We start from the raw sequence: 19722 nt of genomic DNA on the forward strand, positions 1-19722 counted from the left end.
TCTTATTAATGGATTTTAACAGCTTTTAGATCAAGATTCCCTCGAAATGATCGATTTCATGCTGAATTATCTGCGCGGTGAAATCCTTGTATTTCCCGTGCTGTGGCTTGAAGTCCTGGTCCAGGTAATCGACTTCAATCTCTTTATATCTGGTGCAAGGTCTCACGCCTTCCAGGGAAAGACAGCTTTCCTCCGTCTGGTATTCTCCGCTTTTCTTTGTAATCACTGGGTTGATCATGGGGAATATGAAGGGTCCCATCGCTACGACGATGATTCTTTTGCGGACGCCTATCATGTTTGCGGCCATTCCAACGCATCTATCCTGGTTGGCGCGCAGTGTATCAAGCAAGTCTTCGACGACTTGTTTGTCAGCTTTTGTGGCTATATCTGATTTCTGCTGAAGGAACATTGGGTCTTTTACTATTTCTTTTACCATTTATCACTATTTCCTTTCTCAATCAAACAAGCTCAGTTGCTCATATTCGCTGGACTTAACCAACTGAGGCATTGGTTGTTTGATCATATCCAGTGCTGATGAGGCGTCCAAAAGGTACTCTTTGACGTCTTTTTTATCTATCATCACTGGCATTCTATCGTGGACAGGCTTCATTGACTCATTCGCAGAGGTGGTAAGGATCACGAAGGAGTCCTTGTTGTCACTAAGGTCGTACAGGCCTGCAAGGTAGATGCTTCCTGTATCTTCTCTTTTGAATTCGTATTTGGTCTTGGATTTGTCCCATTCATAGAAGCCTGCGGCTGGCAATATGCACCTTCGCGCCATGAAGCTGTCTGCGAACAAGGTTTTGTCAGCAACAGACTCTGACTTAGCGTTAATGATGAGCTTCTTGTCATAGCCCACAATTCCCCAGAATAGGCTTGTTATCGCGATGCTTTCTGAAAGCTTTTTGTCTTTTACCAAGGATACTGCGTTCATGGCTGGAGTTATGACGCTGTCGTTATATGTATATGAGCCTTCCAGCTCTAGATATCTTTGAATTTCTTTGGTTACCTTGTCATTGTAAATATATCTTCCGCACATATGACCTCTCTTGGCTTGTCGCCATCAATATCCATGGAGCAAGCATTCGCACTCCTTAATTGCACCATCATACACAATTGTCAGTGTGTCATCATCACAGGACATAGGGTAGTAGATGGTTTCGCCGTCAACTATATTGCCCATTTCATCAACCTTCTGGGTCACTATGATGTAATCAAGACCCCTGGCATCTACATCTGGAAGATCTGAAGCTGGGACGATATCTGTAATTTCAAAGTATTCACTCTCGCTTTCACTCTGGCCGTCCTCTGTGCCCTTGGGAAGCCACAGGATGAATTTACCGTTTCCATCGCCATTCATGAAGTTCGGGAAGAAGTCTCTATCCTTCGAAGCCCAGAATCCAATAATCTTAAGCCTCATATCGATGTACAGGTCGCTATGACCTGCGGCCGCGCCGGATTCTGTGACTTTATTAAAGCGGATCCACTCACCTTCATATTCAAATAGAAGTTTGTCGCCATCGATATAAAAAGGCGCAAAGGCCGTCATTTCCCCAGCATACAGAAGATAGTACGCGTTGCCATAGCTCATATCCAGGTGTTCATTGGCATAGCCGTAGTCATCACGATAGACGTTGTTCTGCTGAACCAGCTTTCCATTATTATAGAGGCTCTGGGTGATGGTCAGGCGCTGGTCCTGCTCCACTTCAAGGATATAGGCCTTATCAAGGCTCTCCCACTTGCCCAGCATGGCTTCCTTGATCTCCTGGTTGTTCTTCTCCTCCTGGCTACGCCCACAACCTGCTAAAAGAAATATCAAGGCAACGCCGCAAGCTAGTGAAAGCGCTAGTTTCAGCTTGGAAATATCCGAAATAGATCTTCTGGTCCTTTTCAAAGTTCTTTTCCCCCTAGAATCTATGGAATATGGCAAAGACTACGCCATATAACTGTTTGGCGAATTGTTTTATGGTTAAGTGTAACACTATCTTCGAATCTCCTTTTGAGTCCTGTTTATCATAGACCCTTTAATTATAATACAGATGAGCGCTGGGAAATGTTGCAGATGGTGTTTTATACAATTGATTTTTATGAGGAAAGGCTGTAGGATAGTTAATTATCATTTTGAAACTAGAGGGAAACAAATAGAAAATGTCAAACGCATCATATGCAATAGGTATTCCGTTTGTTGCCGCATTTGTATTCTGGCATCTTTTTCAGATTATCAGGTTTAAAACGGCGGTTGTTTGCGAAGGAAAAGTTATTAGAAGTCTTGGAACAGATACACACCATTACAGATATGGTCTTGAATATTACGAAACCTATGAAGTAGAGTTCTGCTATAAAGGCAATACGTATAAAGAAAATGTGTACACTTCAGAGACTAGCCTAAGACCAGGAGATCATCTGGATGTACACATTAAAGAAGATAAAGATGGTGATTTTGAGGTTTTACCAGACAAATACTGTTACTTAACAAGAGATTTAGTAGTAATGCTCTTTTTAGTTATTATTATTTGTGCTATAGCTATCGCTTTCGCTTTTCTTCATCTTTAAGAAGCGTATCGCGGATAGCCATGGCAATCAGCTCATCGGGGGCTCTTTTAATGATCTCCACTTTGGAGTTGGGGTCTATTTTGATTTCTTTTTTGGCGGGCTTTGATGGTAGGTTTTTATCCATAAATGCGCTCCTATCATGAAAATGCGCTCTCTGCGTCTCGGATCATGTCACTAAGCTCCTGGTCAGACACGTCAACTACCCACGCCAGCATAGTGATGTTATGCGCATGTTCGTCCACTGAGAATTTGGGACATGTGAGATAAATGTCGATTTCATCCTGAAGCTTTTTTCTGATTTCGTCTTCTGAACGCATGAGCTGCCCTCCAATAAAGCGTTATATATTATATTATATAACAAATATCGGCAAATACTGTCTTCAAATCACTTTATGCTCTTCAAAAACCTCTTAGCCAGCTCTTTGTCCGCAAAGTCCCCTCTATAAACGCCGTTAATTAATCCAAAAATGTATTGCAAACCGTTTATAAAAATCATATACTCATTCAGGCTTGAATATTGGGCAAAGCAAGCGAAAGCTTGTGGCGCAAAGCTATAGGGACTTTAACATGTCAGCATAATATATATGTTATATCAGTTATATAACTTATACATATAAATAAGACGGCCGCTGTTCATATAACAGTAGCCGTCTTTTCTAATTAATCTTTATTTCATAGTTCTTTTACCCAATCTCATCTCAGTGAATGTCAATCGTGATCACTGCTTAACAGCGCCGTCGGATACGCCTGCCACAAGGAATCTGGACAATGAGAAGTACAGGATTACGATTGGCACAGCGATAAATATGGCGCCAGCTGCGAACCTTGAGAATTCAGTCTCTCCAAGGTGGGTAAGCCCTACAGCCACGGTCCACAGGTCTCGGTTCTTGAGGAGCATGTTAGGAAGGATGAAATCGCTCCAGGGCCATGCAAATGAGGTCAGTGCCGTGTAGACCAGGATTGGCTTGGACAAAGGAAGTGTGATCCTCCAGAATATGGTTGGATTTGACGCCCCGTCGATTCTGGCTGCTTCATATATTGAATTGCTGATGGTGTCAAAGTAGCCCTTCTGCACCAGATATCCCATTGGAGCACCGGCTGAATAGATCAGGATAAGGCTCCAGAGGTTGTTGATCATGTTGAAGTTGATCATGATCAGGTACACAGCGGTCATTCCCATGAAGCTTGGGAACATGCTAAGGACCAGGGTGGTCTTCATGAGGGGCTTACGCATTTTGAATCTGAAGCGGCTCATGGTGTAGGCAGTTAGTATCACCAGAACCGTAGAGATTACGCAGGAAAATGTAGCCACGAACAGTGTATTCCTAAGCCAGCTGGGGTAATCGTACATGGCAGTGTCGCTAAATAGCTTAACGTAGGTCGCTACGCTATAGCTCTTTGGGAAGAATCCGTCAAAATCGTAGATTGATCCCGATGCGGAAAATGAAGCCAAGACAAGCCACAGCACTGGGAAGAAAAACACGAAGGAAACCAGTATCAGAACCACATATGTGATTATGACTTCAGATAGCTTTTCTTTTTTCATCTGAATGTATCCTCCTTCTTAAATGCTGATGAATTAACGTAGGCTGTCAGAGAGATTACGGACGTGATAATGAATATTATGAGGCTGACAGCGGCTCCGATGCCATAGTAGTTGTTGTCTATGGACAGGTTGTAGAGCCAGTTGATCAAAAGGTCCGTGTCGCTGGCCAGGAAGTAGTCGTCAAGGTACATTCCGCCTCTTAGGAAGTAGAACACGCCAAAGTTGTTGAAGTTGCCCACAAAGCTTGTGATCAGGGTTGGGGTAGTTGAAAAGACCACAAATGGCAGCGTCAGCTTGGTGAACATCTTCCATCTTCCGGCGCCGTCAAGGCTGGCTGCCTCATATAGCTCTTTATTCATATTAGAAAGAATTCCCGTAGCCAGCAGCATGGACGTTGGAATCGAGATCCAGGCGTTGACGAGAAGGCCGATTATTCTGGCCATCCAGCCTGCGTCGATATCAAGAAAGCCTATGCTGTTGCCGCCGAACATCTTAATGTAATAGTTGATGGGGCCGCCGTAGGAGAACATGAACTTAAAGCCCAGAAGCGTGATGAATCCTGGCACCGCGTAGGCGATGATTGGAAATGCTCTCCAGAAGGTCTTGCCCTTTACGCAGTTCTTATTGAGCAAAAGAGCTAAGAACAGACCACCAAAGTAGTTAAGGGCGGTGGCGCAGACAGCCCAGGTGATGTTCCAGCCAAGGATCTTAACAAAAGTATCCTTAATGCCTGAAAGTGAGAGGATCTGCTTGAAATTCCCAAGTCCTATCCAGTCCACAAGCTTAGGAGGAATGATATCTCCGCCGTAGTTGGTAAAGGCGATGAGTATCATGAATATGATTGGAAGGACGTTGAATATGGCGACTCCCACAACAGGCAGGAAAAGAGCTACAACGTAGAATTTCCTGTCCACAAAGGAAATCAGTGATCTGTAAAAGCCAGGAACAGGTCTGCCCTGTTCCACCAGCTTTTCTGTATTCTTTATATCTTTTAGGTTGGAGAGATAGAAGATAATCACTGCGATGAAAATCATAAATGAGAGAATTCCTCTAAGCATCATTATGATTGAGTCATCGCCCTTAATTCCCAACCAGGGATCACCCTCTACCGTTCCCAGAGTGAAGAATCCTGCCATATCGCTGATACCTGCGGTGAAAAGATACCACAAATAAAGCGCAAGTATAGCCATATAGAGAAGGCCCTTTATCCTCTGTCCATATAGGAACTGACCAAGCCCCATGATGATATAGGAGCATTTGGTCTTAATTTTGCTAGATTTCATAAGTCTTGCTCCCTTGGTACTTAGTTAGACAGGGTAAAGATCGCATCGTAGATACTGTTTGATGCGTTATCCAGTGCATCCTGCATAGTAGCGTCATCCAGGTATTTTATTGCCTCTCCGTTTTTCTCACGGAATGCGTCCTTTGCCACATCACTAAGGAGCGTGCGCATTGGGTCCCAGATCTGGTCTACAGCCTTGATTGAAGGCATAAGGTAAATGTGGCCGGCATTGAGGCTTTCAAATATCATCTCGGTTGTGCCACCCATTTCCTGGGCTACATCTGATCTTGTAGGCGCAATTCCTAAGATCTCTGATCTTTTTTTGATCATTTCATGGCTTGTTGCGAAGTTCACGAATTCGATGCAGGCTTCCTTGTGCTCCGTATAGGCGCTAATTCCATAGCCATTAACTCCGCCCATGACAACTGTGTCTACTACAGGTGACTCGCCTGACAGAATTCCATCTCCAGGCATTGAGCGTGGAAGCTCAATCATTCCAAGATTCTCTGTGGCCTTCTGGTCCGCTTCTTCGTCACCAAGTCCCTCAGATTTATAAACATCGACAAGTCTGTCATGGAATAAGACATATGTGTCAGGTGTAGATATAGAGCAGAAATACGTACCATCTGCCACCTTGGAGTATCTGTTCTGCCCAATGGAATCATCGATGCACTCTTCGCTCATAACACCGGCAAACTGTCTAAGAGCAAGCATTCCTTTGGCAGCTTCGCCCTTGTTAAAACCGATGTCCTCTGCGTTATAAAGGCCATTCTCATCTTTGCCAAACACATATCCACCATAGGAGAATATGAACTCAGCCATCATATAAAGGTCATTACAAGGAGCAACAAGGCCAAACTTCTGGCCATTTGATTCATCGTAGATCTGCTTGGAATAACGATAAAGGAAGCTGAAATCCTCGAAGAAATCCGGAGTCTGATTACCGTTATTATCCCAGCTAAGCTCCCAATCCTCTGGAAGCATGTCTTTTCTATAAAAGAGCATAGGCTCCTGAACATTTACAGGAACAGCGCAGGTGTACTGGCTTCCATCCACAGAAATTGTGAAAGCATCCCATGCCTCATCTGGAGTATACGCTGCGCACTCGAAGTCGTCCTTGTTAAGAGCCAGGATATGCTTGTCCTCTGCGTAGGTCATAAGCTTGTCGTTGGCCTGATAAAGAACATCAGGGCCATAGCCATAAGGGCCGTTTTCCGCCAGATTGCTGTATTCGTCCATATTGGCGTCGACAGCCTGGATTCCCTTGCCCTTGTAGGCTTCATTGAACGCATTTATAAGCTCATCAAGGTATCCTTCCTGCTTAGCTGTATCATTTTCCAGTATTCGCAGTGTTATCACGTCTCCATTTGTAGCATCCCCGGAAGTCTTGTCTGTACTTTTTCCGCAAGCCGCCATGCTTACCACCATAGATGATGCCAGCACAAGGCTTATTGCTTTTTTCATATACTTCATACCATCTCTCCTCCGTTTACAAACAGCTTAAATCCCATGGGATCTACCTGTATTTCTCTATCTATACCCTGTTTATCTGTCTGATTGATGTAGAGCCTTGCATCTGACTTTTTCCCATGTCTTTCGATGCACAAAAGCCTTCCATCCTCTGAAGCATAGATTCTTGTTCCTTCAGAAGAAAACTCGCATTTCTTTCTGACGTCTGAAAGCTTCTTAATTAGCTCTTTTACCTCAAGGTCCTGGCCTGCAGCCTCCCAATCCATGCACCGTCTACAGTCAGGATCATAGCCGCCTGGGGTATAGACCTCTGTGCCATAGAATATTGAAGGCTCGCCTGGGAACAGGTACAAAAGAGCCAGCGCTGCGTGAAGCTTGTCATTGTCCTCTCCTACCTCACTGTAGAATCTGTCTGTATCGTGGCTGTCCAAAAGATTCATCATCATGTCGTTGACAGTATCTGTGTTGCGGGCAAGGATATCGTTCAATTTGCGGGCCATGTGGGCCGCATCCATTTTATTATATGCGAAATAGTCAAGGGCTGCCTTAGTAAATGCGTAATTCATGATGCTGTCGTACTGATCACCCCTAAGGTAGTTGGAGGCATCATGCCAGTTTTCGCCGATGATCACCGCATCCTTCTTGGCTGCCTTCACTTCCTTCCTGAATCTCCTCCAGAAGTCGTGGCTGATTTCGTCTGATACATCAAGGCGCCAGCCATCTATGTCGAATTCATTGATGTAGAAAAGAGCTATCGACATCAGGTAGTCTTGTACAGCGCTGTTAGAGGTGTTCCACTTTGGCATGTACTTACATCCTGCAAAAACCTCGTAGTTAAGAGGTTCCTTGGTGGGCAGGTCGCCGTCTATCACGAACCAGTCAAAATACTCAGATTCTCTGCCCTTTTGGACAACATCTGCGAATTTCTCGTTGTGCTCGCTGACGTGGTTAAATACTGCGTCCAGCACGATCTTCATTCCTCGGTTATGTAGCTCTTTTACCAGGGTATGGAGATCCTGACTGTTGCCAAACTGTTCATCCACCTGGAAATAGTCCACAATGTCGTACTTGTGGTTGGATGGAGACTTGAAGATTGGCGTCAGATATAGGGCATCGCAGCCAATTCCCTTGATATAGTCCAGCTTGTCGATGATTCCCTTGAGATCGCCGCCTGCGAAGCTCTTGGGAAGGGGCTTATCGCCCCATTTCATGTTGATATAGCTCATGTCCTTGTCTTTATCGCCGATGTTGAAGCGGTCGATGAAGATCTGGTAGAAGCTGGCGTTACTTAACCAGTTAACCTTGCCGAGAATATCTGCCTCGTTGATGTATGGGTACTGGAAAAAGTTGTAGTAGCTCTTCTCAAAATCGTAGTCCTTGGTGGCTCCGTCCTCTGAGAAATAGTAGTAATCCTGGCCATCGTAGATGTAGAAAACATAAGCAAGGCGCGTGTCCTTAAGCTTAAGGGTCACGCTGTAGTAGTCAAATAGCTCACCCTCAAAGGCCTTGGCCATCTCAAGCTTTTCCTGGGACTGAGCGATCTTGTACTTGCTCTCGTAGATAACCCAGACCCTCTCAACGTCGCCTGTGGCGGTCCTAAGCCTTATTGTGATCTCATCCTTGGACACAGGGAAGCAATACGCCGAATCCACGATGTGTTGTAAAGCATGCTGTTTCATTCTGGTCCCCCGATTACTTAGTAATTTCTACAGTCATATCATCGAGGTTGACTGTGAATGTATATGTTCCATCCTCAAGGATCTGGATGTTGTTGCCGTTTTCTGCAAGGAGAGCCTTGTCAGAAGTTACATTCTCTTCCTTAAGAACAACTCCTGCGTCCTCATCCTTCTCAAATACTGAGAAGCAGAGCTCTGTGTCAGCTTTAAGGTCCATTGTGATTGTGTAAGTGTTAGTTCCAGCCTCTCTATCGAGCTCCTGAAGATCTGACCAGTCAGCTACCCAGCTGCCCTTTACGAATACCTTGGTGTCCTCTGTTGGAGCAAATGGCTCACTCTCAACCTCTGCGCCATCTGTCAAAGGATCTGAATTTCTAACAATTGAAAGTGTGTCCTGGGCTGCGTTATCAGGGTTTGTTGTAAGAGTGATTGTGTAGTTGCCATCAACCTTAACCTGTACATTAGATGTATCTGCTGTTCCGCCAAGTCCTCCGGCGTTCTCCATCTGAGACTCGTCAATATCAGTGAACTTGCCGAATCCCTTCTGTCCATCCCATGACCAATCAGGAATGATTTGGAACTGATCGCCTTCGAAAAGATCTATTGTAAGGACAAATTCATTGGTGTTGCCTGTTGCCTTAAGCTCAAACTGCTCTTTTTCCTCATCAGATAGAGAAGCCGCCCAGTTGTTAAGTGCAAGGGTTCCCTTTGTGGAAGTGCCTGCGATATACCACTTACGTGTATCCTCAGTTACGTTTGTGCTTCTGAAATCGCCGTAAAGTGTGGTGTCCTTTGTAAATGTATCTACTGATGGATCTTTTTTGCTGCTCTCAAGATATGTAGGTGTCTCGAACCAGCCATTGAATTCTGCGCCATCTACTGTTTCAAATGCCTCGTAAGCTGACTTATCAAGGGCTACGCCTGAAGTTGTTGTGGCTGTTCCAAGAGTTTCATCCTGGTTCATGAATGTTACTGTAATTGTGTCACCAGCGCTGTTGGTATTGTCTGTACCCTCTGCTGATGCCTTGCTTCCGCAACCGGTTAATGCAGAAACTGTAAGAACTGTGCTGATTACAAGTGTCATTACTCTAGTCAAAAATCTTCCCTTTTTCATAAAATTCCCTCCGTTTTGGATTTTGTTAACCTTGTTAACTTAACTGATAAATTATTCATAACACTTTGGGAGCCTCTTGTCAACATCCGATAATTCTGATACCATTAGGTTAACATGTTAACCCAAGCGAGGATAGACACCATGGCACAGGAAAAGAAGGCAACAGTAAGAGATATCGCCAAAAAGGCTGAAGTTTCAGTGGCTACAGTTTCATATGTATTAAACGATAAGGAAGGCACCAAGATAAGCGAAGCTACCAGGAAAAAAGTTCTTCAGGTGGCCAATCTTCTTAATTACAGCATTCCAGAGAAATATAAGAATACAGGAAGCCAGAAGAATTCCTATTCTCTTGGCATTATCTATAGCCTGGATTCCCTTACTCCCTCCAGGAATATCGAGATCATGAATCTTGTTAACCTGCTGGCAGAAAGGTTCGGAAGAATGAAGTTTAACTGCCTCCTTCTTCCTATTGAGCCCGATCTTGAGGAATACGAGCCAATTCAAGGGTTAGACGGCATCATCGCCATAGATCTTAAGGAGCATGATTTCAAGAAGATCTCTGGAAGCTACTACGTTCCTGTGCTCTGCCTTGATATGATGATCAACGACTTTCTCTTTTACCAGATCCACTCTGATATTGAGAAGCTTGTAAATAAGGCCGGCGACACTTTAGGCAAGGATTTCTATCTGGTAACTGACAAATACCACAATGAAGGCTATCAGACCTACATTTCATCAGCGGTTCCAAAAGGAAGGGCCCTGATCTTTTCAGAGCTTAATAAAAAAGAGCTATCATCCTTAAAGAACAAAAAGCTCCTGGCTCTGGGTACATTTTTAGGTACAGCTCTTTTGCAATATGCGCCAGCTGACAATATTCTCGTTATATCGGGGGATGACAATGATCAGCCCTATGGTGTGGGCCTTAGATCTATACACAATGATCTGGAGAAAAAGGCCAATCTGGCCATGAGCATTATGATGAATGCTCTCGAAAGAAAATTTGATATCAAGCATGAATACAAGATTTAATGAAATTAAGGGCAACAAAAAAGCCAGGGTGCATATTAAATATACACCCCGGCTAATTATTTGTTTTAATTATTTCTTATTAACAGCGTCCTTAAGAGCCTTACCAGCCTTAAACTTAGGAACTGTAGCTGCAGGAATCTTGATAGCTGCGCCAGTCTGAGGGTTCTTACCTGTTCTAGCTGCTCTCTTAGCAGTCTCGAATGTTCCGAATCCAACAAGCTGAACTTTGCCCTTCTTCTTGAGCTCCTTAGTAACTGTCTCTGTGAAAGCCTTAACAGCCTTCTCTGATGCAGCCTTTGTAAGGCCAGTCTGCTTTGCGATAGCTTCTACTAATTCTGTTTTGTTCATTCTCTGAACCTCCTCATAAGTTTTTTGAAAACACTTTATTGTTTTAACGAACAATAAACTACTATTAAAGCGTATACCACTTAAAACCTTGTGTCAACCACTTTCTCGTCAAAAAATGAACATTTCTTCCCATATTTGTGGGATTATTTAAAAAAACATGCTGTTAACCCAGTAAATGAACCTAAATCGCGATCCTCCAGGAGCATTTATCAGTGTTGAAGTACAGTCGGACCGTCCTATACAGGTCAAGAATAAGCACTCTGCACTCGTACACCTTATCCTTGCTGCAAACCGTGACTCCATCTGGGGTTGTGTAGCATTCCTTGCGAAAGATCTGTCTATACCCTTTGATGGTGTAAGCCTCATAAATGCCGTCTTCGTTCATCAGCCGAAACCGCATAGGAATAACGCTTCCGTCTGCCTTGTGCTCGCATATAACATCTACATTATCAATAATCCTACTCATATCAACAAACCATTCTACATCGATATTCCTCAAATCAGATGTCCCTATGGCGATAAACATCTGTTCGATGTAATATCATTATATGAACGTTTGTTCTATTTTGCAAGCTCTTTTTTCTCGTTCTTGATTTCCCAGTGAATAAGGAAGGTCAGCATGGCTCTTAGGATTATGATGGCGCCAAGAATGCCTAGTTCTGCCCATTCTCGCACCACAACAGTCCTTAGAACCTCTCCTCCAAGCTTAAACTCCAGCGCCAGCGCAATTCCCTGCGCCAGCTGCAGTCTGATGGAATCATCCTTCTTAAGCCAAAAGATAAAGCTCTTGACCGCAGTAAATACCAAAATACAGATACCAAATAGCTCTAGTAGTAGCGTTGAAAATTCAACGAGATACCGAAGCATCCCTTCTGCCCCTTGATACATCGACTCCATATTCCCGGCCTCCTTTGCTAAAACAAAGTTATCCCTACATATTTATTGTACATCAAAAACTGATTGTCTTGGCTGGTTCTTTATCCAAAAGAGCTACTCTCTTAGCAGGCTTGTAAAGTGGAAGTTCGCAGCCCTTTCTCACAAAAATAAGGACTTCATTTAATCCGCACTTCACGTAGTGATCGCCCTTTCCAAGGACTTCTTCATCATAGTCCTCAAAAGACCTGAATCTAAAGAGCTTCATCTCCTCTGGAAGATAGACATATCTACCTGTTGTATTCTGCTTGTAAACAGGTGCCACCATTATGCTGTCGCCCACAAAGAGCTGATCCTCTGCTTCAAAAGCTCTTTTATCCTCTGGATACTCAAAGGAAAGAGGTGTAAACAAGAGCTTATTGCCATTAATGGCCTCAAGATACTGCTCGTACAGGTAAGGAATCAGTGAATATCTAAGCTCCACCAGATTCTTAAAGGCCTCTTTATTCTTAAATCTGTAGAATTCCTGCCTTCTGGTGCCCATAGCTGAGTGATTTCTGAACAATGGTGTGAATATTGCAAAGGCCACCCATCTAAGCATCAGATCTTCTGTAACGTCAGCGCCAAATCCGCCAACATCTGCGCCAGAATAAAGGAATCCGCACATGTTAAGTCCCGGCATCTGCTGAATATTAAGAAGAAGATGACTCCACCAAGATTTGTTATCTCCGCACCAAACACCGCCGTATCTGTGCATTCCTATATAAGAAGATCTTGAGAACATGAGGATTTCCTTATCTGGAGCGATTTCCTTAAAGGCCTCACCCGCAGCCCTTGTCATGTTGTAGCCGTAGAGGTTGTGGACCTTGTCGTGCCTGATCTTCTGGCCCTTGTAATTGTGATAGAATCTTCTGTAATCCTCATCGTTATTACTGATGGACTCTACACAGCCTCTGAAGTCAAAAAAGCTGTTAATATCAAGATTCTGATTCTCGTAGCACTTGATTTTCTGGAAAACTTCCTGTAAATGATCCTCTGTGTAGAAAATAGCAGGCTCATTCATATCATTCCAGAAGCCGTCAATTCCCATATCCACAAGCCTCTTATACTTAAGGCCAAACCATTTTCTTGCATTTTCATCAAGGAAATCCGGGAAATGTACCTTGCCAGGCCAAACAGCCGCAACCAGGCGCTCTCCATCTTCTTTCTTAACGAAGTAGTCGTTCTTAACGCCTTCTTCGTATACATCATAGCCGTCTTCAATCTTAACTCCGGCATCTATAATTGGAACAAGATGAACATCCTTAGCCTTCATCTCACTGACAAATTCTGGGAATTTAGGAAAACGGTCGTTATCTATCGTGAAGTCCTTATATCTTTCCATATAATCAATGTCAAGATAGATACTGTCTATTGGAATATCACACTTCTCATACTCAGAAAGAACTTCTCTAACTTCGTCCTCGTTCATGTAGCTCCATCTGCTCTGTCCAAAACCAAAGGCCCACTTTGGAGCAACATAGCTTCTGCCAATCAGCTCTCTGAATTCTTTGATAATCTCTTTTACGCCATTTCCTTCAATTACATATATGTTCGCATCAAAATCATCAAACGTAATCTTGAAAGTGTCATGATCACTATATCCAATATCAAATGTGACTTTTCCAGGAGTATCAACATACATACCAAGGCTCTTGTTGGCACTGTATATAACATAGAAATTCTGAGCAGCATAAAGAGATCTCTTATCCTCAGTATGATTTGGATCATCTGAACAATTGCTCACATAGATCCATCCTCTTTTATTAATTCCTCTGATTGTTTCTCCAAGTCCATATACAACTTCATCCTCATCAAGAGAACAAAAAATAGATTTACCATTCTGGTCAACATTCCAAAAAGGGATGTTTCCCTGCTCTATCTCAATTTCTTTTACCACTGAATCTGTTGGAATTGGATTCCCTATTTTATACCTTTTGATCATATCCTCTTTCTCCCTTATAAACTTACAACTGAGCAATAATCAGCGAATAGGCTGTTTATATAATCTTTATTTAATTTTTCTCCAATCACTATCAATATACTCTTTTCACTCTTTAACGGCGTGATATTGGTGATTTCTTTGGTGGCGTTAATTTCAATCTGGCCCTGGTCAGTATTTATAGCTCCCTTTACTCGCCTCACTCTTCCAACTTCAGGCTTTGCAAATAGCTCTTTTACGATTTCCTGTAATCTGGCTGTGCCAATCTCCACATCAAAATAGAAAAGAGAATCATAGGCGTCCTCTTCTACAGGGAGCTTAACGAAGGAAGCCTTTCTGTAGCCGGCGTCCAGAATCTTCTTAAAGTCGTCTTCATTAAATTCATTGATTTTATTGGAAAAGAAATCCTGATGAGCATCAAATCTTGATTTACAGTCATATTTTTCCATGACCGAATTGATATGCTCACAGATCTTGTCAGAATCTGCATTTTCGCTTTTGCTAAGAATAATCTTGCCAGCGTAAGCTACTTCAGACATAAAAACGTACTCAGAGGTTCCTGAGACCTCCAGACAAGAGGTCGCATCCACAACAGCAATGACACTGCCCACCTCATACCACCTGTCCAGTGGCTCATCGTGGAGAATGTCAAAGAATTCATCCATATCAAAAATTCCCGAAGGTTCGATTATCACTCTGTCATAGCCACTCATACCTATCGATATGAGCTTGGTCCTAAGGCGCCTTTGATGAGCATCTTTGCCATCTCCGCCTACAACCATCTCCAGATTACAGTTATCATCAAGCAGATTCTGTAAAAGAACCATATCAACATTGACAGCACCGTAATCGTTCTCAACTATGCAGATCTTTTCTCCACAATCCTTCAGGAATTTAGCATACTCTTTTATAAATGTTGTCTTACCAGCCCCCAAAAAGCCAGTCACAAGGTCAACTTTTATCATTCTATATATCCTTTAATTTACAAATAAACTAAAGTCGAACTCCTCACCAGTTCTTTCTTCATAGATTTCATAGAAGGTCTTGCCCTGATCCTCAGGGTTAAAATCCACGTCCTTACATTTTGCGCGCCAAGCGTTGTCTTCTGGAAGATACTCATAGGCCACATTGTGCTGAAGCCATTCATAGGCCATATCATCGGCTGATCTGTAGCTAACCATATCAGCTCCATGAACAGGGTGAATGTCTATCAGAGCCTGACAGATCACTTCCATATCAGAAGCACTTGTTATTTTATAAGAATCGATAATCTTCCAGTGATCTGGGGTATAAATAGCAGAAAATGTCTCGTCGTAATAAACAAAGGTATAGTTCTTTTCACCGCCATCTGCAGAAATCACTTCGATAACAAGCTCATCCTCGTCCTCACCAGTAATAACTGTCACGTCTTCGGAAGACTTGAATAACGCTGATTCCAGAATGGCCTCCGCCTCTTTGGAAAATTCTTCGTCAAGAAAAGAGCTAGTACTATCCAAAGCTGCGTCCTTGCTCTTTCCATCAAAAATAGGGTCATTGTAGTACCACAATAACCCTCCCAAAATCACTGTTAAAACTACTAAACTATAATAAATCGGATGTTTTTTCATACTTTACTTAGAATATTGAAGCCTTTCAATATACGCAATCCTTGCACAAACGGTAAATATATCTGCGGCCTGCTCCAACTCTGAGATTGGAGGTAATGATGGTGCAAATCTTATTACTGAGTCATTAGGGTCCATATGATAAGGGAATGGTGCTCCAGCTGGAGTAAGGATAACTCCTGCCTCTCTAGCAAGCTCTACGATACGTGAAGCTGTACCCTTAGGTGCATCATAAGTTATGAAGTAGCCACCCTTAGGTGAGATCCATGATCCGCAGCCTGCTGGCGCCAAATCTCTCTCCATAGTGCTTATAACAAGCTCAAATTTAGGTCTTAAGATCTTAGCATGCTTCTTCATGTGCTCTTCTACAGACTCAACGTCCATAAAGTAGCGGGCATGTCTGAGCATATTGATCTTATCAAAACCAATTGTCTGAACAGTCAGAGTCTTCTTGAGCTCCTGACGGTTTAAGTTATTGCAGGCAATAGCTGCAATTCCTCCACCTGCAAAGGTAATCTTTGAAGTAGAAGCAAACATAAATGCAAGGCTAGGGTTATCTGCCTCTTCACACTCGTGAAGAATATTGAGAATCTTGCACTTCTCCTTGTACAGATGGTGAACAGCGTAGGCATTATCCCAGAATACTCTGAAATCCTTAGCAGCAGGCTTAAGATTAGCCATTCTGCGAACAACCTCATCAGAATAAACAATTCCCTGAGGATTAGAATACTTAGGAACACACCAGATACCCTTGATGGAATCGTCCTTAGAAACAAGATCCTCGATCATGTCCATATCCGGACCATCTTCCAACATAGGAATATTTATCATTTCGAAGCCGAAATGCTGAGTAATAGCGAAATGTCTGTCATAACCCGGAACAGGGCAAAGCCACTTAACCTTGTCCAGCTTGCACCATGGAGTGCAGCCGCCAAAGCCAAACATGTAGCCACGGGCAACAGTATCAAACATGATATTAAGAGATGAGTTACCACATACGATAACCTGCTCTGGCTGACAATCCATAATCTCAGCCATCAGGTGCTGTGCTTCTACGATTCCCTCAAGGCAACCATAGTTTCTGGTCTCTACACCATTCATGCACTTCATAAGTGATTTGCCATCAAGGATATCGAAGATAGGCATTGAAAGGTTCAACTGCTCAATTGAGGGCTTGCCTCTACTCATGTCAAACTTAAGTCCCTTGGCCTGCCACTGTTTGTACTCCTGAGAAAGCTTGGTCTTTTCAGCAATAAGCTCTTCAGCAGTCATTTCGCTGTATTTTTTCATAATAAATTCCCCTGCACTTACTACTTATTTTTATTTAGTTTCTTCTAAATACATTACCACATCTTTCTCAAAAGAAAAGGCTTTTTTGCATAATTATTGAAATGTTGAATAACCAAAGCCATTACAGATGGCATCTATCTTAACTGCCTCTCTGCAAAGTGGGCATGAATCCTGAGCATAGCTAGCATAATCCGGAAGATCTCTCATTGTAAAAAGAGCTCTGATCGGAATATTTTCAATCTGTGTAGCCACTGAGAAAATCGCAGAAATTCCCACGATCTCGCCCTGGTAAAATCTTACTGATTCAAGAGCACTTCTTAAAGTTCCGCCTGTAGTAGCAGAATCAATAAGGATAAGGACTTTTTTACCCCTTATCATATGCTGATTGCTCTCTCTAAAAAGGATCTGGCCATCACCTGTGTACTCAGGTCCTGTAATATACATTGTCTTATGGGAATTCATGGAAAGAATTCCTGCTTCAGTGAGCTTGTCAGCCATATAAGAGCCCACAACCTCTGTGCCATTCAGACACAAAATAGTATCAATAACGTCTGAAGACATATACATCTCAGCCAATGACTCGCCGGCTGCTCTTGCTTCCTTCATTCTTGCCTTGGCATCGCACATATCAATATAGTAGTTGACATGTGAATGTGGAGTAATAAAATGTCCTTTGGTATATCTCATTATTACGTTGCTGTTTCTAGAGTATTGGAGCTTTTGGTAATCCTGCATTTTTTACCCTCCTAAAGCATTTACGCTAGACAATAGATACATATTAATAATACCATTAATTGTGTATTAAGATACAATATTAAGTTTATTCTTGTTTTTGGAGGTACTTATGAACACATCAACACTTATTGAAGCCTTTGGATATCTGGGCTCTGCTCTGGTGCTGGTATCATTCTTAATGGTATCAGTTGTTAAGCTTAGAATAGTTAACACCATCGGAAGCACAATTTTCACAATCTATGCGTTTATTATCCACTCATATCCAACAGCTCTTATGAATCTTTGCCTTGTGCTTATCAACATTTACTACCTTATCAAACTCAGTAATACCAAGGTTAGCTACGATTTTGTTAAAACTGATGACCGCGGATCTCTTTTTAACTATCTTGTTGATCTCTATCGTCAGGACATCGAGAAATGTTTCCCTGGAATTGACACAAACTTTGATAGCGCTAACGCTTCTTATATGATCTGCAATAATGGAAAACCAGTTGGAATTGCTGTAGGAAAAAAAGAAGATAAGAATCTTGAACTGTTATTAGACTATTCAATCCCAGAATACAGGGACTTTTCAATCGGAAAGTTCTTATATGAAAAGCTTGCCCAGGAAGGAATAAGCAAGGTTATTTACAAAGGCTCCGACCTCAACCACAAAGCTTACCTTTCACATGTTGGCTTTGTGGACAAGGGCGGTTTTTATGAAAAAGAGCTATAATTGTCTTATCAAGGCTTGTTGATATCGTGAAGCATCTTAAGGGTCTCGATATCATTAGCAGTAAGCTTAACATTGGATTCCAGTGTCTTGCCTTCTGGAGTAACGACTTTCATCTCACAGATAGTGCCCTCTTCAAGAGCATTAGCTGCTACAGCCTGGAAAAATGGCATTACCTTGGGATGATCCTGCTGAAAAAGGCCAAGCCTTTGCTGTAATTGCATAAGCATCATTGGATTCATATTCATAAGTTAGCGTTCCTTTCAGTTATAATAAGAGTATTCTAACACAAATCAGATTGGATTATTATAGTTAAAAAATAGTCAAAGTATATAATATAGTTAAAAAATAATCAATGTTTTTTGGGAATTATCACTATATTTTTCACTATTTTTGACTGAAATCAAGTTTTTTTGATTTTATAAGGACTATAATCCCAATTGCGCTTAAGAAATGTATGCGCTTACATAGATTAAACCCGATAAAAAGGAGGATAAATAAATGTACGGATTTGGTGATATGATTGAAAAGCTTAAGGCTAACCCAAAGACTATCGTTTTCCCAGAGGGATCTGACCCAAGAATTCTTGAGGCAGCTTCAAGACTTCTGGCTGGAAACTTTATTAAACCAATTCTCTTAGGTAACGAGGAAGAGATTATTAAATCAGCAGAGTCTGCTGGATACAACATCAGAGGTGCTAAGATTATCGACCCTGAGAACTTCGAAAAGTTCGATGAGATGGTTGAGCAGTTCTGCGAATTAAGAAAGAGCAAGGGAATGACTCCTGAGAAGGCTATTCCTATTCTTAAGCAGACTAACTATTTTGGAACAATGCTTGTAAAGATGGGGCTTGGCGACTGTCTTCTCGGAGGAGCAACATATTCAACAGCTGATACTGTAAGACCAGCTCTTCAGATCATCAAGACAAAGCCTGAGAACTCTATCGTTTCTTCATGCTTTATCCTTGTTCGTCCTGCAGCTACAGGCGAGAACGAGGTTATTGCAATGGCTGACTGTGGTATCAACATCAATCCTAACGAGGATGAGCTTGTTGAGATCTGTGGCGAGACTGTTGGATGCGCTAGAAGATTTGGCGTAGATCCTAAGGTTGCTTTCCTTTCATTCTCTACAAAGGGATCTGCTAAGGACGACACAGTAACAAAGATGCAGAACGCAACTAAGAAGGCTCAGGAGAGATATCCTGATATCCCAATCGATGGCGAATTACAGTTTGACGCAGCTGTTTCTCCAAAGGTAGCTAAGCAGAAGGCTCCTGGTTCAGCTGTTGCCGGACATGCTAATACATTTATCTTCCCAGACATTAACGCTGGTAACCTTGGATACAAGATTGCTCAGAGAATGGGTAACTTTGAAGCATATGGCCCTATTCTTCTTGGTCTTAATGCTCCAATCAATGACCTTTCTCGTGGATGCAACGCTATTGAGGTTTACTCAATGTCTATCATCACTGCAGCTCTTGCGTAATTTAATTACATATGTTATTGATAA

23 protein-coding genes and 1 riboswitch are annotated in these 19722 nt (G+C 42.4%); of the genes, 4 read left to right on the plus strand and 19 right to left on the minus strand.

The features are described 5' to 3' along the window. Positions 1-25: 25 nt before the first annotated feature. From T541_RS0112950 to T541_RS0112960, 3 genes are read right to left on the minus strand one after another with little or no spacing between them, the layout of a single operon-like run. Entirely contained in the window at positions 26-436 is a 411-nt protein-coding gene (locus T541_RS0112950; protein ID WP_026653128.1) for a peptide deformylase, read from the minus strand. Between the two features lie 18 nt (positions 437-454). Then, positions 455-1039, minus strand: a complete 585-nt coding sequence (locus T541_RS0112955) for an SOS response-associated peptidase (RefSeq protein ID WP_026653129.1) — start codon at positions 1037-1039, stop codon at positions 455-457. A 24-nt stretch (positions 1040-1063) separates the two neighbouring features. Then, complete coding sequence (locus T541_RS0112960; protein WP_026653130.1) at positions 1064-1894, minus strand: hypothetical protein; 831 nt, start codon at positions 1892-1894, stop codon at positions 1064-1066. A gap of 254 nt (positions 1895-2148) precedes the next feature. On the opposite strand from T541_RS0112960, the gene T541_RS0112965 reads away from it, so the two are divergent. Beyond that, the gene (locus tag T541_RS0112965; RefSeq protein ID WP_026653131.1) at positions 2149-2553 is read left to right on the plus strand and encodes a hypothetical protein; all 405 of its coding nucleotides are present in this window, start codon (positions 2149-2151) and stop codon (positions 2551-2553) included. Here the strand turns inward: T541_RS0112965 and T541_RS21425 are convergent. The 7 genes from T541_RS21425 to T541_RS0113000 all read right to left on the minus strand — a co-directional run bounded on the left by T541_RS21425 (position 2525) and on the right by T541_RS0113000 (position 9641). Further along, positions 2525-2677 (minus strand): hypothetical protein, encoded by a 153-nt coding sequence (locus T541_RS21425; RefSeq protein ID WP_155839523.1) that lies wholly within the window; start codon positions 2675-2677, stop codon positions 2525-2527. The genes T541_RS0112965 and T541_RS21425 overlap by 29 nt on opposite strands. Before the next feature lie 13 nt (positions 2678-2690). Continuing rightward, a complete protein-coding gene (locus T541_RS0112975) occupies positions 2691-2870 on the minus strand; it encodes a hypothetical protein (RefSeq protein WP_026653132.1) in 180 nt (59 codons plus the stop codon). Between the two features lie 193 nt (positions 2871-3063). Then, positions 3064-3157, plus strand: a riboswitch (cyclic di-GMP riboswitch). A gap of 114 nt (positions 3158-3271) precedes the next feature. Beyond that, positions 3272-4099, minus strand: coding sequence for a sugar ABC transporter permease (locus tag T541_RS0112980; protein WP_026653133.1), 828 nt, complete (start codon positions 4097-4099; stop codon positions 3272-3274). Continuing rightward, positions 4096-5382, minus strand: a complete 1287-nt coding sequence (locus T541_RS0112985; protein ID WP_026653134.1) for a carbohydrate ABC transporter permease — start codon at positions 5380-5382, stop codon at positions 4096-4098. Before T541_RS0112985 ends, T541_RS0112980 begins: the two co-directional genes overlap by 4 nt. A gap of 20 nt (positions 5383-5402) precedes the next feature. Further along, on the minus strand, positions 5403-6854 hold the full coding sequence (locus tag T541_RS0112990) for a sugar ABC transporter substrate-binding protein (protein ID WP_026653135.1): 1452 nt from the start codon (positions 6852-6854) through the stop codon (positions 5403-5405). After that, positions 6851-8530: a glycoside hydrolase family 13 protein gene (locus tag T541_RS0112995; RefSeq protein WP_026653136.1), complete on the minus strand. Its 1680-nt coding sequence runs from the start codon at positions 8528-8530 to the stop codon at positions 6851-6853. Before T541_RS0112995 ends, T541_RS0112990 begins: the two co-directional genes overlap by 4 nt. A 13-nt stretch (positions 8531-8543) precedes the next feature. Next, positions 8544-9641 (minus strand): hypothetical protein, encoded by a 1098-nt coding sequence (locus T541_RS0113000; protein WP_026653137.1) that lies wholly within the window; start codon positions 9639-9641, stop codon positions 8544-8546. A 141-nt stretch (positions 9642-9782) separates the two neighbouring features. Here T541_RS0113000 and T541_RS0113005 point away from each other — a divergent pair, with 141 nt between their 5' ends. Then, positions 9783-10670 (plus strand): LacI family DNA-binding transcriptional regulator, encoded by an 888-nt coding sequence (locus T541_RS0113005; protein WP_026653138.1) that lies wholly within the window; start codon positions 9783-9785, stop codon positions 10668-10670. Positions 10671-10739: 69 nt separating this feature from the next. On the opposite strand, the gene T541_RS0113010 is transcribed toward T541_RS0113005, so the two are convergent. The 8 genes from T541_RS0113010 to T541_RS0113045 form a co-directional block, all read right to left on the minus strand. After that, entirely contained in the window at positions 10740-11018 is a 279-nt protein-coding gene (locus T541_RS0113010; protein WP_026653139.1) for an HU family DNA-binding protein, read from the minus strand. A gap of 181 nt (positions 11019-11199) precedes the next feature. Further along, positions 11200-11484 carry a hypothetical protein gene (locus T541_RS0113015; RefSeq protein ID WP_026653140.1) on the minus strand — a complete coding sequence of 95 codons (285 nt, stop codon included), beginning with the start codon at positions 11482-11484 and terminating at the stop codon, positions 11200-11202. 95 nt (positions 11485-11579) lie between these two features. Next, positions 11580-11915: a DUF1622 domain-containing protein gene (locus T541_RS0113020; protein ID WP_051538245.1), complete on the minus strand. Its 336-nt coding sequence runs from the start codon at positions 11913-11915 to the stop codon at positions 11580-11582. Positions 11916-11967: 52 nt separating this feature from the next. Beyond that, a complete protein-coding gene (locus tag T541_RS19600) occupies positions 11968-13875 on the minus strand; it encodes a TIM-barrel domain-containing protein (RefSeq protein ID WP_051538246.1) in 1908 nt (635 codons plus the stop codon). 14 nt (positions 13876-13889) lie between these two features. Then, a complete protein-coding gene (locus T541_RS0113030) occupies positions 13890-14837 on the minus strand; it encodes a GTP-binding protein (RefSeq protein WP_026653142.1) in 948 nt (315 codons plus the stop codon). 12 nt (positions 14838-14849) lie between these two features. Continuing rightward, positions 14850-15419, minus strand: coding sequence for a hypothetical protein (locus tag T541_RS0113035; protein WP_026653143.1), 570 nt, complete (start codon positions 15417-15419; stop codon positions 14850-14852). 63 nt (positions 15420-15482) lie between these two features. Next, positions 15483-16766 carry an aminotransferase gene (locus tag T541_RS0113040; protein ID WP_026653144.1) on the minus strand — a complete coding sequence of 428 codons (1284 nt, stop codon included), beginning with the start codon at positions 16764-16766 and terminating at the stop codon, positions 15483-15485. A 93-nt stretch (positions 16767-16859) separates the two neighbouring features. Beyond that, entirely contained in the window at positions 16860-17501 is a 642-nt protein-coding gene (locus T541_RS0113045) for a phosphoribosyltransferase family protein (RefSeq protein ID WP_026653145.1), read from the minus strand. A gap of 97 nt (positions 17502-17598) precedes the next feature. Between T541_RS0113045 and T541_RS0113050 the strand changes: the two genes are divergently transcribed. Continuing rightward, positions 17599-18216 (plus strand): YgjV family protein, encoded by a 618-nt coding sequence (locus T541_RS0113050; protein WP_278247050.1) that lies wholly within the window; start codon positions 17599-17601, stop codon positions 18214-18216. Positions 18217-18224: 8 nt separating this feature from the next. On the opposite strand, the gene T541_RS0113055 is transcribed toward T541_RS0113050, so the two are convergent. Continuing rightward, positions 18225-18461 carry a hypothetical protein gene (locus T541_RS0113055; RefSeq protein WP_026653147.1) on the minus strand — a complete coding sequence of 79 codons (237 nt, stop codon included), beginning with the start codon at positions 18459-18461 and terminating at the stop codon, positions 18225-18227. A 253-nt stretch (positions 18462-18714) separates the two neighbouring features. Here T541_RS0113055 and pta point away from each other — a divergent pair, with 253 nt between their 5' ends. Beyond that, positions 18715-19698, plus strand: a complete 984-nt coding sequence (pta, locus tag T541_RS0113060; RefSeq protein ID WP_026653148.1) for a phosphate acetyltransferase — start codon at positions 18715-18717, stop codon at positions 19696-19698. The last annotated feature ends 24 nt before the right edge of the window (positions 19699-19722 follow it).

Origin of the sequence: Butyrivibrio proteoclasticus P6B7, from assembly GCF_000622085.1 — a bacterium.
GTDB classification, from domain to species: domain Bacteria; phylum Bacillota; class Clostridia; order Lachnospirales; family Lachnospiraceae; genus Butyrivibrio; species Butyrivibrio proteoclasticus_A.